The sequence below is a fragment of the Amycolatopsis cynarae genome (assembly GCF_026802195.1).
In the GTDB taxonomy this organism is placed as follows: domain Bacteria; phylum Actinomycetota; class Actinomycetes; order Mycobacteriales; family Pseudonocardiaceae; genus Amycolatopsis_E; species Amycolatopsis_E rhizosphaerae.
Map to the genome: position 1 here is coordinate 7,029,630 of NZ_CP113836.1, position 12,970 is coordinate 7,042,599.

Below are 12,970 nucleotides of genomic sequence, written 5' to 3' on the forward strand. Positions count from 1 at the left end.
GCCGGGGGTATCCCTGGATACCCCCGGTGGCCTCGACAGAGGCGTTATTCTTATGCCCTCGCAGCCGTAGTCGTCCGCGAGCCACTGTGACGAGTCACTGTGACCTGGGCGAACGGGGCGATGGACATGGAGCGGGTTGCCGGAATGAAGGCGGCCGGGGAACCGGCCGCGCCGAGGGCCGGTGCTCGTTTCCCGTCCGCCAAACAACTGGAAAAATACGCCGAGGCCGAGGTGGAGCAGCTTCCCGAGGACAGCAACTCCCGCACGTCTCGACACCGGCCCGCCGGTGCCCGCTTTCCGACGGAGAAACAATGGGAGATGCTCGACGCGCCGGAAGGCCCGCCCGAGCCCGAGCCCGAGGAGCCGCCGAGGCCCTCACCGAGGCCACGGGCGAAACCCGGGCGAGTGCGTACGGACGAGGTTGACGTGGAGGACAACGGGCCTCGCGTCCGCCCCTACGTACTGACCCGCGGCCGTACCCAGGCCAGTTACGAACTCGGGCTGGAGACCATGGTCTCGTTGCGGGCCGACGGGAAGTGGGCCGGTCCGGCGTTGAGCGGCGAGTACCAGCCCGTGCGTGCCCTGCTGCGCGTTCCGCTGTCCGTGGCGGAGGTCGCCGTCGGCCTGTCGGTCCCGATCGGGGTGGCGCGCGTGCTGCTCAGCGACATGGCCGAGCTGGGCCTGCTGCACATCCACGGCACGGAGCGGACCGCCGAGGGGCGCCCGCCGATGGCCCTGATGCGCCGCGTTCTCGACGGTCTGCAGCGCCTTTGACCCGGCCATAGGATCACCGGGTGAGCGGGCAAGGCGAGGCGAGCGAGAGCACACTGACCGTCCTGCTGGCCGGTGTCGTCAACCTGGCGATCGCGGTGATGAAGGCCGCCGCGGGGGTGATCACGGGTTCCGGTGCGTTGCTGTCGGAGGCCGCGCACTCGTTCGCCGACACGATCACCGAGTTGCTCCTGCTGACCGCACTGCGCCGCTCGCGCCGCCCCGCCGACCGGATGCACCCCTTCGGCTACGGCAAGGAGCGGTACTTCTGGTCGCTGCTCGCCGCCGTGTCGATCTTCGCCTCCGGCGCGATGTTCTCCTTCTACGAGGGTGTCACGACGCTTACCGGGGAACCGAAGGAGCAGTCACGGCCGCTCATCGGCTACCTCGTGCTGGCGGCCGCGTTCGTGCTGGAGACCGTGTCGTGGCTGCAGGCGATGCGCCAGGTGCGGCACGAGTCGGCCGAGCAGAACCGGTCGATCGTCGAGTACCTGAGGCTGGTCGACGATCCGGCGCCGAAGTCGGTGTTCCTGGAGGACTCGGCGGCGCTGATCGGTCTCGTGCTGGCCTTCGCCGGGCTCTTCCTGCACCATCTGACCGGCTCGGCGGTCTGGGACGGGACGGCGTCGATCCTGATCGGGCTGCTGCTCGCGCTGGTCGCCTACAGCCTCGGGCTGACCAACCTCCGGCTGCTGATCGGCAGGCAGGCCGATCCGGTGGTGGTCGCGGGGATCCGGCAGCTGCTCGCCGCGGCGCCCGAAGCCGAGGCCGTGGTCGACCTCCAGACGATGCTGCTCGGTACCGACCAGATCCTGGTCTGCGCGCGCGTGGACTTCGACGACGCGCTCGGGGCTGCGGACCTCGAACGCACCTGTGTCCGGCTGGCGGCCGAGCTGCACGAGGAGTTCCCGGACGTCGCCGAGGTGTTCATCGAGCCGGTTCCCCGCACCGATCCCGATCTCCGCGCCGCCGTGCTCGCCCGCTACGGCGACCTCGCTCCCCGCTACAGCCACCCGGCTTCAGGCAGCTAGCGGATGCGCCTGCGCTCGAGTGCGTAGCCGAGGGCATTGAGCGCGAGCGTCGCGCCCGCGATGACCGGTTGCCGTCCCTTGCGGGTGCTCGGCGGGTCCACCAGCGCCGTGCCGGGGTAGAGGGCGGCGGAGAGCTGGGTGATCCAGTAGAGCGAGGCGAAGGCAGTGGCGGCGTCGAGCCTGCCCCGGGACGGGCGGCCGCCCCACAACGAGCCCAGGGCGCAGGCACCGAGCGCGAGCCCCATGCTCATCGTCTGTCCGTTGTGGAACTTCGCGTGGGGTGGCCAGTTCGGGTTGTGCACATGGGTCTCGTTCCAGTCGGCGAGGAAGGCGCCGAACATGGTGGTGAGCGAGGTCGCGGACAGCAGGACTCGGCCGATGCGCATGACGTCTCCTCGAATGGAACGGAATCTATATTCCGATTCAATCAGAAGAGGGCTCCAAGTGCCACAACCGCTGCAGATCCGGCCAACTCGGCGCCGGTCCCGGCAGTCCCGCGCCGTCCGTCCGGAGGCCTGAGACGGCGATGGCGAGGAAGCGGCGGTTCAGGGCCGGGTCGCGGAACTGCACCAGGGTGAGCAGCAGGTAGACGTCCGCGGCGGTCACGTCCTGGCGCAGCCGGCCCGCTCGCTTCACCTTGTCCACCAGTGCGCCAAGGGCCTCCCCGAGCCGGTTGCTCGCGGCGAGACGTTCCGGTGACGAGACGATTCGCCCGGCCAGGCGCCTCAGATCGCCCGGCCGCTGTTCCACGCAGCGCCGAAGGAAGTCGACGAAACCGCTCCATGCGTCTCCTTCGGCCTCGATCGCCGCCACGGCCTGGTCCGCCGCCCAGTCCATGGTCGAGATCGCCACCGCCGTCACCAGGTCGTCCTTGCTCGGGTAGCGGCGGTAGAGGGTCCCGATCCCCACCCCGGCGCGGCGCGCGATCTCCGCCATGGACACGTCGTACCCCTCGTCGGCGAGGGCTTCACGGGCGACGGCGAGGACGCGCTCGTCGTTGCGCCGGGCCTCGGCCTGGCGTCCGGGCAAGCCCGGTGCGGTGCTGGTCATGGGCCGAGGGTAGTGCGGGCGGGAGGGGCCGGACGGCCCTTGCCGCAAGGTGTGAATCAGTGGTTCACTTCTTGCGTGGTCTACCGACGCACACCCCAGGTGCAGGCGCGCCTGGACGCCCAGCGCGCGGCGATCCTCGATGCCGCGGGCGAACTGCTGGCCGAGCGTGGCTACGCCGGATGTTCGGTCGCCGCGGTCGCCGAGCGGGCCGGGGTCGCCACCGGCAGCGTCTATCGCCACTTCCCCGGCAAGGCCGAATTGGTCGTCGAGCTGTTCCGGGGAGTGGTCAGCCGCGAGGTCGAGGCCGTCACCAAGGCCGGTGAGCTGCCGGGCGATCCCGTCGGACGGGTCGTGGCCGTGTTCGAGACCTTCGCCGCCCGTGCGCTCAAAGCGCCACGCCGCGCCTACGCGCTGCTGGCCGAGCCCGTCGACGCGCAGGTCGAGGCCGAGCGCGTCGTGTTCCGCCGCGTGTTCCGCGACGTGGCCGCCCGGCACATCCGGGACGGGGTGCGGGCCGGGCTGCTGCCCGCCCAGGACGCCGAACTGACCGCCGCCGCGCTGGTCGGTGCCGCCGCCGAGGTGCTCGTCGGCCCACTGACCAGCGACAACACCGAAGCCGATCCCGGTCTGCGCACCTTCATCCTGCGTGCCCTAGGAGGTTCCCATGCCTGACACCCACGAAGTCCTCAACCAGGTATCCCCGCTGGTGGGCTACGACGTCGCCGAGGACGCCGCCCTGCTGGCCGGGCTGCGCCGCGAAGGCGCGGGCTGGGCCGAGGACGAGGTGCACGAACTCGGCCGCCTCGCCGGCAGCGCCCAGGGACAGGAGTGGGGCCGCCTCGCCAACGAGTATCCGCCGAAGCTGCTCACCCACGACCGGTACGGGCACCGGATCGACGAGGTCGAGTTCCACCCGTACTGGCACGAGCTGATGACCGTCGCGGTCCGGCACGGGCTGCACGGCGCGCCGTGGCGCGACGAGCGGCCGGGCGCGCACGTCGCGCGGGCGGCGAAGGTGCTGGTGTGGAACCAGGCCGAGGGTGGGCACATGTGCCCGATCTCGATGACCTACTCGGCGGTCCCGGCGCTGCGGGCGAACCCGGAGCTCGCCGCCGTCTACGAGCCGCTGCTCGCCTCGCCCGAGTACGACTTCGGCCTGCGGGTGCCCACCACCAAGCGCGGGCTGATCGCGGGCATGTCGATGACCGAGAAGCAGGGCGGTTCGGACGTCCGCGCGAACACCACCACCGCCACCCCCGCCGGCGACGGCAGCTACCGGCTGACCGGGCACAAGTGGTTCACCTCGGCCCCCATGTCGGACGTGTTCCTCACCCTCGCCCAGGCCCCCGGCGGTCTGTCCTGCTTCCTGCTGCCGCGCGTGCTGCCGGACGGCTCACGCAACCGGATCTTCCTGCAGCGCCTGAAGGACAAGCTCGGCAACAAGTCCAACGCCTCGTCCGAGATCGAGTACGACGGGGCCGTCGGCTGGCTCGTCGGCGAGGAGGGGCGCGGGGTGCCCACCATCATCGAGATGGTCAACAACACCCGCCTCGACTGCGTGCTCGGCACGACCTCGCTGATGCGCCAGGGCGTCGTCCTCGCCACGCACCACGCGGTGCACCGGCGTGCGTTCGGGGCCGCTCTGGTCGACCAGCCCGCGATGGCCAACGTGCTGGCCGATCTGGTGGTCGAGTCCGAGGCTGCGACCACGGTGGCGATGCGGCTGGCGGGCGCCACCGGGGACCCGGACCAGCAGGCGTTCCGCCGACTGGCGCTCGCGGTGACCAAGTACTGGGTGTGCAAGCGCGGTCCGGCACACACCGCCGAAGCGTTGGAATGCCTGGGCGGCAACGGTTACGTGGAGGACTCGGGCATGCCCCGGCTCTACCGGGAGGCGCCACTGCTGTCCATCTGGGAGGGTTCGGGCAACGTCGCCGCACTGGACGCGCTCCGCGCCATGGGCAAGCAGCCGGAATCCGTGGAGGCGTTCTTCGAGGAGGTCGGACTGGCGGCGGGTGCGGATTCCCGGCTGGACGACGCGGTGGCCAGGCTGCGCAAGGAACTGTCCACTCTGGACGACCTGCAGTTCAGGGCCCGCCGGCTGGTAGAGATGATGGCGCTGGTGCTGCAGGGTTCCCTGCTCGTCCGGTACGCCCCCGAGGCCGTCGCCGACGCGTTCTGCGCTTCGCGACTGGGCGGCGACTGGGGAATCGCGTTCGGCACCCTTCCCTCCACTGTGGACACCGAGGCGGTGATCGAGCGGGCGCGGGTTCCGCGCGGCTGATCCGCGGCAACGCCTCGCGGCTCAGCGCCAGGCGGCGTCGAGGGCGAGGGCGAGGCGACGAGTCCAGTGGTCATCGTCGGCGGGCAGGTCCGGGTGCGCGTCACGGAAGCCGGACCAGTCCACATCCCAGGCCAGGACCGACTCGGCGGTGAAGGCGTCGGCAGCGCCCGCGAGTTCGGGCCGCAGCAAGTCGCGGACCAGCGACAACGACGGCACCCCCGTGCGCTCGGCCAACAGCGTCGCGTCGTAGAGGTCCTTGCCCTGCGGGTACAGGTCGGTGCCCAGCCACAGCAGCTTCCAGGCCAGCGACAGCTCCGCGGTCGCGGCCAGCACGACCCGGTCGATCGAGGGCAGGTGCAGCGGTGCGGGCGGGATCGGCAGCGGCTCGCCGAAGACGAAGTCGAGCTGCACCGCGCCCGGCGGCACACCGTCCACGGCGAACGGGATGACCAGTCTCCGGCCGTCGGCGCGCTCGTAGGTCCAGATGTCCTCGCCGAGCGCGCCGTCGGCGTCCAGCCCGGCGCCGGGAGCGGCGCGGACGGCGGCCAGGACGTCGTCGAACATGCGAGCCGCGTCCGCGCTGCGGAGGCTGCGCTCCGGTGGCAGCACGACGAAATCGATGTCGCCCGGCTCGCGCGCGTCGTCGCCGATCCACGCGGGCATGGTCACGCTTCCCCGCAGCACCAACGATTCGGCCCACGCGGAGTCGGCGATCAGGGTCAGCACGTGGTTCCGCGCCGTCGCGCGCGCCTGCCGCCACCGCGCGCCCGTAGCCGGGTCGGCGAACCGGGGCTCGCCGGGACGGTAGGCGTTCGAGTGGTGCTTCATCGCCGGGTCGAACACCTGGCTCTGCTCGACTTCCTCGCCGGTAGGCAGCGGGAGGTAGGTGGCAGGGTACTTGTCCGCTCCGGCGGGAGCCGCGGGCCGTAGTGGGTCGTGGCGGGCTCGCGCGGGTTCCAGCCAGCCACGGTCGTAGTGCAGGGCGGTGTCGTGGACGACGTACTCCTGCTCGACCTCGACGATCTCGTGCCCGGCCGCGCGGAGGTCGGCGACCAGCGCGTCCAGCCGGGCCATCGCCGTCTCGCGACCGACGCCGTGACAGCGCTGCGTGGCGAACCGCTCCTCGCGACCGTCCGGCCGTCGTCGCCGTGCCACCCGGGACAGCCGCGTGCCGTGGGGGGCGACCAGGTCGGTCAACGCCACCAGCCGTTCGACGGCGTCGTCCGGCAGCAGGAGCTTCACGTGGTGCTCGAAGTAGCGTTCGGGTCGATCCCTGCCGTCCCAATAGGACGGACCGGTGCATACCGGCGGCTCGTCCGCGGCTTCGACGTCCGTGCGCGGCACGCCCTCGTTCCACGGCGCCGCCTCGACCTTGACCCGCTGAACGTCCAGACCCGCGGCCCTGAGCCGCTCGCGCCAGGCCGCGGCGAGCGCGAGTTGGTCATCCAGGGTGCCCGAGCCCGTGAGGGTGAGCATCGGCTGCAAGACGTAAGTGCCGCGATCGAGGACGATGTGGGTGACCTTGAGCCCGTGCTCGGTGCCGAACGCGGTGAGTTTGCCCGACTGGGGCTCGTAGACGGTCAGGTGGATGTCGAAGTCGCCGACGATCGTCACGTTCGCTCTTCCCCGCCGACTGGGAGGTTCCGGTGGCGGCCTAACGCCAGGTGTCCACGCGGTGGAAGTTGAGGTAGGCGCGGCTGGGGGTGGGGCCGCGCTGACCCTGGTAGCGGGAGCCGACTTCGGCCGAGCCGTAGGGGAATTCGGCGGCGCTGGTGAGTCGGAACAGGCACAGCTGGCCGATCTTCATGCCCGGCCAGAGCGTGATCGGCAGGTTGGCGACGTTCGACAGTTCGAGGGTGATGTGGCCGCTGAAGCCGGGGTCGATGAAACCGGCGGTGGAGTGGGTCAGCAGGCCGAGGCGGCCCAGCGAGGATTTGCCTTCGAGCCGGCCCGCGAGGTCGTCGGGCAGGCTGACCAGCTCGAACGTCGATGCGAGCACGAACTCGCCCGGGTGCAGGACGAACGGGTCGTCGCCCTCCTTCTCCACCAGCGAGGTCAGCTCGTCCTGCTGCAACGACGGGTCGATGTGGGTGTACTTGCTGTTGTCGAACACGCGGAAGAAGCGGTCGAGCCGCACGTCGATGCTGGAGGGTTGCACCATCCCGGGGTCGAACGGGTCGATCCCCAGCCGGCCGGCTTCGACTTCTTTGCGGAGGTCACGATCGCTGAGCAGCACCCGTCCACCCTAGCTGTCACGCCGCTGGCATATGCCGGGCGTAGGTGGGGTCGAGCTGGAAGATCTTGGAAAGCTGGTCGAGGTAGCGCCTCCGCTCCAGGCCGCCGACCACTTCGCGGAGCAGGGTGGCGCCCGGGATGTACTGGCGGACGGTCTCGGCGGCGAAGTTCAGTGCCGCCGCCGTGACCACCGCCCCCTGCGCGATCGGGTCGTCGGGCAGTTCGAGGAAGTCGGCGTTGGTTTTGCCGAGCACGAGGCGGCTGATGGAGGAGTGCACGCGCACGGACAGGTGGGACAGCACCCGGCCCGCCGCGCCCCGGTCCCTGCCGACCTGCTCGTGGGAGACGAGCAGCGCCTTGGCCAGCCGTTTGGAATCCTCGTCGGGGATGAACTCGGTGGCCGCCAGCAGCCACAACAGCCGCCATGCGTCCTCCTCGGTGGCGGGCAGGAGCTCCTCGTCGACGCCCAGCAGCCAGCCTGCGTAGCGCCACAGGTGGATGATGTCGGCGCGCTCGCGAGCGGAGTAGCGGATGCCCAGCAGTTGGGTGCCGAGGACGAAGACGAGGGAGAACAGCAGCAGAGTCCCGGTCGTCTGCACCTGGTTGACGGGCCGGTCCCAGGCCGCGTAGTCCCAGTCTTCGCGCCCGTTCATCGCGGCACGCACATACGCGTGCACCAGCCGGACCCGCAGCGCCGCCGCGTACCCGCTCTCGCCGGCGCGGAGCTTGCCGGGGGTGGTCACCTCGATCCACCACGCGGCCGTCTCGACCAGCCTGCGGCTGGCCATATGCTCGATCTCGCCGGTCGCCACCAGCGACTTCGTCGCACGGGAGGCGAGATACCCGCCCATCAGCGACATGTCACCCAGGGGGAACAACCCCAGCACCCCCGTGCGCATGATCGCGCGGGCCCCGCGGTCGAGCCGGTCGTAGTCCACCCAGTACGGCGTCGCCTCCACCGCCCGGAAGAACTCGACCAGCTCGCGCGGAGGGTCGTCCACCGCCGCGATCCCCCCGGTCAGCGCCCGCTCGAACAGCGCCCGCCCCTGCCCCTTCGGCAGGCGGTGGAACATCGCCACCACCGCGTCGGCGAGCCCGTCCTCGGCCTGCGCGTACTCTCGGAACCGCCGCACCTGCTCCTCGGTCCCACGGATATCCCCAGGTCCGAACAGGCGGGCCGCGAGCTTGAAGCCACCCTGGCGGAACAGTTCCGGGTCCGGCAGACGGTCAATCATGACAACAAGTGTTGTCAGTTTTGTGCGACACGTCAAGCGGAAACGGAGGGCTTGATGAAGGGGGAATGCGGCAGCGTGTATGCTCTGTGGCACTGCGGATGTAGTTCAATGGTAGAACATCAGCTTCCCAAGCTGAGAACGCGGGTTCGATTCCCGTCATCCGCTCTCGTGGCGAAGGCCCAGGTCAGAAGGTGTCTACTTCGGACCTGGGCCTTCGTCGTTGCTAGATCAACTCTTGAGTTGGGCCATTAGCGGGCCATTAGCCCACTGGGACGCGCGTCCCCGAGTCGCCGTAATCCGGATCTTCGGCGTCCCTCTTCCGGTGCTCGTCAACCAGCTCCGACAGCCGGTCCGCGATCCGCTCGTCAGCATCGGAAGTGGCCCACTGGTAGATCAGTGCCGCCCGCATGTCGTCATGCCCCATGTGAGCCATGCGGTCCTTGGTCGAGGTTCCGGCCTTGGACGCCCTGCCAGCATGGCTGGCCGTGGAGTGCAGCCCCTTCGGCCCCAGGGCCAGATCACGGGTGGTCGAAACCGGCGCTGGCAGACCTCGGGACGGTGCCGCGCCTGTAGCCGACGCCCGCCGGACACCAATACGTTCGCAGCAGTGGCTGCCTGACGCCGTTCCGTCCTTGACCTTGACGCCAGGGTCAAGGCTTAGCGTCTCGCGCATGGAAAAGACGAACACCCTTCACGGCCGGGCAGTGCTCATCACCGGAGGGGGCACCGGAATCGGGCGTGCGACGGCCCAGAAGTTCGCCGCCGAGGGCGCTGAGGTTCTCATCATCGGCCGGACTGCCGAGCGTCTTGCGGAGACGGCCAGAGAACACCCGCGCATCCGGACGTTCGTGGCCGACGTCGCCGAGCCGGACGCCTCCGCCGACATCGTCGCCGCCGCGCTGGAGGCGTTCGGCCGCATCGATGCCCTGGTCAACAATGCCGCTATCACTCGTCCGGCTCCGCTCGGTGCGATCGACCGGAAGGTCGCCGAGGAACAGCTTGCCACGAACCTGCTCGGCCCGGTCTTCCTGGCCCAACACGCTCTGCCGCACATGGAGGCCGGTGCAACCATCGTCAACGTCACATCCAACCCACCCAACTACGGCTGGCCGAACAATTCGATCTACGGATCCACGAAGGTGGCTCTCGACTTCCTGACCCACACGTGGGCTGTCGAGCTGGCGCAGCGCGGCATTCGCGTGCTGTCGGTGGCCCCCGGGATAACGGCGACACCGGTGCTGAGCCATGCCGGCTTCTCGGACGAGCAGATCGCCGCGGCGGGGAAGGAGCTTCGGGCCCGGATCCCGCTCGGGCGTATCGCTCAGCCCAAGGAGATCGCGTGGTGGATCGTGAACGCGATGCGCCCCGAAGCCGGCTACCTCACCGGTACGATCATTCGTGTCGACGGCGGGCTGAGCGCCGCTGGATGAAGATGGAGCGATGCTGATCTCAGAACTGGCGAACGAGGCCGGCACCACCGTTCGGGCCCTGCGGTATTACGAGCAGCAGGGCCTGCTCCACCCCCGGCGAGCGCCGAACGGTTACCGCGAGTATGACGAGACGACGGTCGGCCAGGTGGGCAACATCAGGCTGCTGCTCTCGCTCGGCCTCACCGCTCGTGACGTCCGTGCCTTCCTGCCCTGTCTCGATCAGGACATCGCCGATGATCCCATCTGTCCCGCGAGCGCGCGGGTCATCGCCCGGAGGCTCACCGACGTGGAGGAGAAGATCGCCGCGCTGGACGTCGTCCGCAAACGCCTCACCGAAGTACTCGCCCAGGCCGGCGGCTAGTGGCTGTAAGCGGTTTCGGGCTCGGTCTGTGAGAGGAAGGCAGCCGGCTCGCGGCTGTCCCGTCCCACCAGGCTCCGGTGATCGGGCGGCGCTCAGTCCATGCCGGATCCGGTCTTCCATGCGAGACGGAACTGCTCCGCGGCATCGGCGGCTTGGTGAAGACCGGCCTGGTAGGCCGGTTCCCAGCTCGTCCGGTCGTTCAGGTCTGGGCCGAATGCGCGGATCGACGCCGGATCGGGGCCGATGGTCACCACTGTGTGCGCCCCGGCGACCGCCAACTCCTGGTGGAGCAACTCTCGGGGAAACAGGTGCGCCTGCGGGTCGATCACGACGAGGGTCCGGGCTCCGGCCGCGAGTCCGGCGTTGGTCGCCGACCGCAGGGAGCCATCCATGTATCGGCGGCCGTTGATGGTGATCGGTGGGTAGATGCCCGGGAAGGCCGTGCTTGCCGCCACAGCGGAGGGCAGCGGTGCGCCACTGGCACGGTCGAAGACCTCCTGCTCCCCGGTCTCGGCGTCCAGCGCGGTGATGAGCAACTTCCGGTCCGGCCATTGGTCTGAGCCGGTCATGGCGCACATCCGGGAGATATGTGCCTGCTCGGGGCCGGTCTCGGCGGCGAGTGCGATCCGGCCCACCCGGCGCCAGGCCTCGGCCGGGTTCGCGGCGGCATTGCCGAGCACGGCGAAAGCCTCGCCCAGCCGCCGCCCGTCCACCTGGGGCGGGGTGCCGTCGGAGTCGGCGGGGCGCACGGGGGTGGCCAGCCGGTCGGGGTCCTGGCCGGTGGCCAGCAGTGCGGCGGTGATCGCGCCGGCGGAGGTGCCCACGATCAGGTCGGCCTCGCCGAGATCCACCCCGCCGCGGCGCAGTCCGCAAGCCAGCCCTGCCATCCAGGCCGTGCCGACGAGACCTCCGGCGCCCAGTACGAGTGCCCGGTCGAGTGAGTACATGACGGCCTCCTCCAGTTATTGAAACAGTCGTACCATATACTGACGTAGGCTCAGATCCGCAGTACCGAGAGGATGATCCACTGTGGGGCGACCCCCGGATCCCGCCCGACGGGAGGCCACGCTGGCGCGAGCGACCGACTACGTGCTGGCCCACGGCTTGGCCGGATTGAGCCTGCGGCCGCTGGCCGCGGCTCTCGACACCAGCCCGCGGATGCTGCTCTACGACTTCGGCAGCAAGCAGGAGTTGGTATCCGCCGTGCTCGCCGAGGCTCGCCGCCGCGGTGCGACACGGTTGGCCGAGAACCTCCCGCCGGAGGCAGCCTCTCCGGAGGAACGCCTGCGCGGCATCTGGGCCTGGATCAGCGCACCCGAGCGCGCCGCGTTCGTCCGGCTGTTCTTCGAGGTGCACGCCGACGGTCTCGCTCACCCCGAGAACTACCCGGACCGGGCCGGGGCGATCGCGGACTGGTTCAACACTCTCGACGCCACGTTCCGCGACATCGTCACCGGCCCTGACGACACCGTCACTCCAACGCTGGTCATGGCTGTCATCCGGGGCCTCCTGTTCGATCTCACGACCACCGGCGACCGCCGCCGCACCGACCGCGCCCTGGACCGCTTCTGCGAACTCCTTCGGCATTGAACGAAGACTGCAGGAAGCGCTTGCTGGACTGGCTGCGTCGTCAAATCCGCGACGGCAGGGTGCGGCGACCATCGCGACACGCGTCCTCGGCGACTGGGCGCTCGACCGTGGAGCACCACGCGTCCAGCTCCTGACCATTCCCGGCAACACTGCCAGCGAAGCAGTTGCCCGGCGCGCGGGTTTCAGGATCGCGGGCCGTGAGCGGTGGAACGTTGTGACAAGATTCACATAATATGTGAACGCAATTGCTCCATCAGGGTGACTTCGTAACCTGCCGGAAGACGATCTTGATGTGGTCGGTCCGCCCGAGGCCGGAATGACCAGTCATATCCCCAGGTGGGCGAAAAAGGAGTTCGATCATGCCCCGTGAACCTCTGTTCGGCCCTGCGCGGCAGCGCGTCCTCGCGGCACTGGCCGGGGGCGCGATCCTGCTCTTGATGTCCGCCTGCCGTACTTCCGACACGGCCGGGACCGGGACCGGGGGCGGATGGCCGGTGTCCACGCCCTCAGCAACCTCGGACAGCACCGAGATGCCCGCCACTTCCAGTACCCGGATGCCCGCTACGTCCACTGCCAGGCGCACATCCGGTTCCACCACCGCGCAGTCATCGCAGGCGCCCCGTGCCACGCTGATCACCTGCGACGGCACTGCCGCTTCTTCTCCCTCTCGCTACACCCTCACCTGTGCTGACGCCGGTATCTGGCTCGATGGATTGCGCTGGTCGGCATGGGGTTCGGCCACCGCGCAGGCGAGCGGCAATCTGTGGGCGAACGACTGCAACCCGAACTGCGCCGGCGGACACAACGTGTCCCACCCGGCGACGGTGAGCGTCTCGGGATTGTCCGGCGGCCAGTACACGCGGATACACGTCGATGTGCAGGGCGACAGTCCCTACGACTACTCGATCGGCGCAAACGGGCCCGAAAGCCCGTAGGAGCCGGGATCGTGATCACGCAGCTCCCGAACCTGCGCGACTTCCTCA

At 69.7% G+C, this 12,970-nt stretch carries 16 protein-coding genes and 1 tRNA gene; 10 read left to right on the forward strand and 7 right to left on the reverse strand.

From position 1 onward, the window contains the following. Positions 1 to 99: 99 nt before the first annotated feature. A complete protein-coding gene (locus tag ORV05_RS34065; RefSeq protein WP_268755974.1) occupies positions 100 to 774 on the forward strand; it encodes a DUF742 domain-containing protein in 675 nt (224 codons plus the stop codon). Positions 775 to 872: 98 nt separating this feature from the next. Next, positions 873 to 1,802 (forward strand): cation diffusion facilitator family transporter, encoded by a 930-nt coding sequence (locus ORV05_RS34070; RefSeq protein ID WP_456062022.1) that lies wholly within the window; start codon positions 873 to 875, stop codon positions 1,800 to 1,802. Here the strand turns inward: ORV05_RS34070 and ORV05_RS34075 are convergent. Both ORV05_RS34075 and ORV05_RS34080 read right to left on the reverse strand, forming a co-directional pair. After that, positions 1,799 to 2,188: a DUF6640 family protein gene (locus ORV05_RS34075; protein WP_268755976.1), complete on the reverse strand. Its 390-nt coding sequence runs from the start codon at positions 2,186 to 2,188 to the stop codon at positions 1,799 to 1,801. The two genes, ORV05_RS34070 and ORV05_RS34075, sit on opposite strands and share 4 nt — an antisense overlap. Before the next feature lie 37 nt (positions 2,189 to 2,225). After that, entirely contained in the window at positions 2,226 to 2,852 is a 627-nt protein-coding gene (locus tag ORV05_RS34080; protein ID WP_268755977.1) for a TetR/AcrR family transcriptional regulator, read from the reverse strand. Positions 2,853 to 2,927: 75 nt separating this feature from the next. On the opposite strand from ORV05_RS34080, the gene ORV05_RS34085 reads away from it, so the two are divergent. Continuing rightward, a complete protein-coding gene (locus ORV05_RS34085; RefSeq protein WP_144585076.1) occupies positions 2,928 to 3,524 on the forward strand; it encodes a TetR/AcrR family transcriptional regulator in 597 nt (198 codons plus the stop codon). Then, entirely contained in the window at positions 3,517 to 5,136 is a 1,620-nt protein-coding gene (locus ORV05_RS34090; RefSeq protein ID WP_268755978.1) for an acyl-CoA dehydrogenase family protein, read from the forward strand. The genes ORV05_RS34085 and ORV05_RS34090 overlap by 8 nt, the downstream gene beginning before the upstream one ends. 21 nt (positions 5,137 to 5,157) lie before the next feature. On the opposite strand, the gene ORV05_RS34095 is transcribed toward ORV05_RS34090, so the two are convergent. The 3 genes from ORV05_RS34095 to ORV05_RS34105 are packed head-to-tail and all read right to left on the reverse strand — an operon-like array spanning position 5,158 to position 8,606. Beyond that, positions 5,158 to 6,750, reverse strand: a complete 1,593-nt coding sequence (locus ORV05_RS34095) for a nucleotidyl transferase AbiEii/AbiGii toxin family protein (RefSeq protein ID WP_268755979.1) — start codon at positions 6,748 to 6,750, stop codon at positions 5,158 to 5,160. 40 nt (positions 6,751 to 6,790) lie between these two features. Continuing rightward, the gene (dcd, locus tag ORV05_RS34100) at positions 6,791 to 7,372 is read right to left on the reverse strand and encodes a dCTP deaminase (RefSeq protein ID WP_144585071.1); all 582 of its coding nucleotides are present in this window, start codon (positions 7,370 to 7,372) and stop codon (positions 6,791 to 6,793) included. Between the two features lie 16 nt (positions 7,373 to 7,388). Beyond that, entirely contained in the window at positions 7,389 to 8,606 is a 1,218-nt protein-coding gene (locus ORV05_RS34105) for an oxygenase MpaB family protein (RefSeq protein WP_268755980.1), read from the reverse strand. Positions 8,607 to 8,700: 94 nt separating this feature from the next. Here ORV05_RS34105 and ORV05_RS34110 point away from each other — a divergent pair. Beyond that, positions 8,701 to 8,771: transfer RNA gene (locus ORV05_RS34110), tRNA-Gly, on the forward strand. A gap of 94 nt (positions 8,772 to 8,865) precedes the next feature. On the opposite strand, the gene ORV05_RS34115 is transcribed toward ORV05_RS34110, so the two are convergent. Continuing rightward, positions 8,866 to 9,030, reverse strand: coding sequence for a hypothetical protein (locus ORV05_RS34115; protein WP_268755981.1), 165 nt, complete (start codon positions 9,028 to 9,030; stop codon positions 8,866 to 8,868). Positions 9,031 to 9,277: 247 nt separating this feature from the next. Between ORV05_RS34115 and ORV05_RS34120 the strand changes: the two genes are divergently transcribed. Further along, positions 9,278 to 10,036, forward strand: a complete 759-nt coding sequence (locus ORV05_RS34120; RefSeq protein WP_268755982.1) for an SDR family NAD(P)-dependent oxidoreductase — start codon at positions 9,278 to 9,280, stop codon at positions 10,034 to 10,036. A 10-nt stretch (positions 10,037 to 10,046) separates the two neighbouring features. Next, a complete protein-coding gene (locus ORV05_RS34125; RefSeq protein ID WP_268755983.1) occupies positions 10,047 to 10,397 on the forward strand; it encodes a MerR family transcriptional regulator in 351 nt (116 codons plus the stop codon). A gap of 92 nt (positions 10,398 to 10,489) precedes the next feature. Here ORV05_RS34125 and ORV05_RS34130 read toward each other — a convergent pair whose 3' ends face one another. Continuing rightward, positions 10,490 to 11,344 (reverse strand): patatin-like phospholipase family protein, encoded by an 855-nt coding sequence (locus ORV05_RS34130; RefSeq protein WP_268755984.1) that lies wholly within the window; start codon positions 11,342 to 11,344, stop codon positions 10,490 to 10,492. An 82-nt stretch (positions 11,345 to 11,426) separates the two neighbouring features. Here ORV05_RS34130 and ORV05_RS34135 point away from each other — a divergent pair, with 82 nt between their 5' ends. The 3 genes from ORV05_RS34135 to ORV05_RS34140 all read left to right on the forward strand — a co-directional run bounded on the left by ORV05_RS34135 (position 11,427) and on the right by ORV05_RS34140 (position 12,922). Beyond that, positions 11,427 to 11,987 (forward strand): TetR family transcriptional regulator, encoded by a 561-nt coding sequence (locus tag ORV05_RS34135; RefSeq protein ID WP_268755985.1) that lies wholly within the window; start codon positions 11,427 to 11,429, stop codon positions 11,985 to 11,987. Positions 11,988 to 12,057: 70 nt separating this feature from the next. Further along, positions 12,058 to 12,219, forward strand: coding sequence for a GNAT family N-acetyltransferase (locus tag ORV05_RS36560; RefSeq protein WP_407652812.1), 162 nt, complete (start codon positions 12,058 to 12,060; stop codon positions 12,217 to 12,219). A gap of 127 nt (positions 12,220 to 12,346) precedes the next feature. Then, positions 12,347 to 12,922 (forward strand): hypothetical protein, encoded by a 576-nt coding sequence (locus ORV05_RS34140; protein WP_268755986.1) that lies wholly within the window; start codon positions 12,347 to 12,349, stop codon positions 12,920 to 12,922. The last annotated feature ends 48 nt before the right edge of the window (positions 12,923 to 12,970 follow it).

Bases quoted from the DNA above. Each gene is read 5' to 3' on its own strand.
- ORV05_RS34075 (WP_268755976.1), bottom strand. From the start codon at position 2,188: ATGCGCATCGGCCGAGTCCTGCTGTCCGCGACCTCGCTCACCACCATG.
- ORV05_RS34105 (WP_268755980.1), bottom strand. From the start codon at position 8,606: ATGATTGACCGTCTGCCGGACCCGGAACTGTTCCGCCAGGGTGGCTTC.
- ORV05_RS34120 (WP_268755982.1), top strand. From the start codon at position 9,278: ATGGAAAAGACGAACACCCTTCACGGCCGGGCAGTGCTCATCACCGGA.
- ORV05_RS34130 (WP_268755984.1), bottom strand. From the start codon at position 11,344: ATGTACTCACTCGACCGGGCACTCGTACTGGGCGCCGGAGGTCTCGTC.
- ORV05_RS34125 (WP_268755983.1), top strand. From the start codon at position 10,047: ATGCTGATCTCAGAACTGGCGAACGAGGCCGGCACCACCGTTCGGGCC.
- ORV05_RS34070 (WP_456062022.1), top strand. From the start codon at position 873: ATGAAGGCCGCCGCGGGGGTGATCACGGGTTCCGGTGCGTTGCTGTCG.
- ORV05_RS34140 (WP_268755986.1), top strand. From the start codon at position 12,347: ATGCCCCGTGAACCTCTGTTCGGCCCTGCGCGGCAGCGCGTCCTCGCG.
- ORV05_RS34115 (WP_268755981.1), bottom strand. From the start codon at position 9,030: ATGGGGCATGACGACATGCGGGCGGCACTGATCTACCAGTGGGCCACT.
- ORV05_RS34080 (WP_268755977.1), bottom strand. From the start codon at position 2,852: ATGACCAGCACCGCACCGGGCTTGCCCGGACGCCAGGCCGAGGCCCGG.
- ORV05_RS34090 (WP_268755978.1), top strand. From the start codon at position 3,517: ATGCCTGACACCCACGAAGTCCTCAACCAGGTATCCCCGCTGGTGGGC.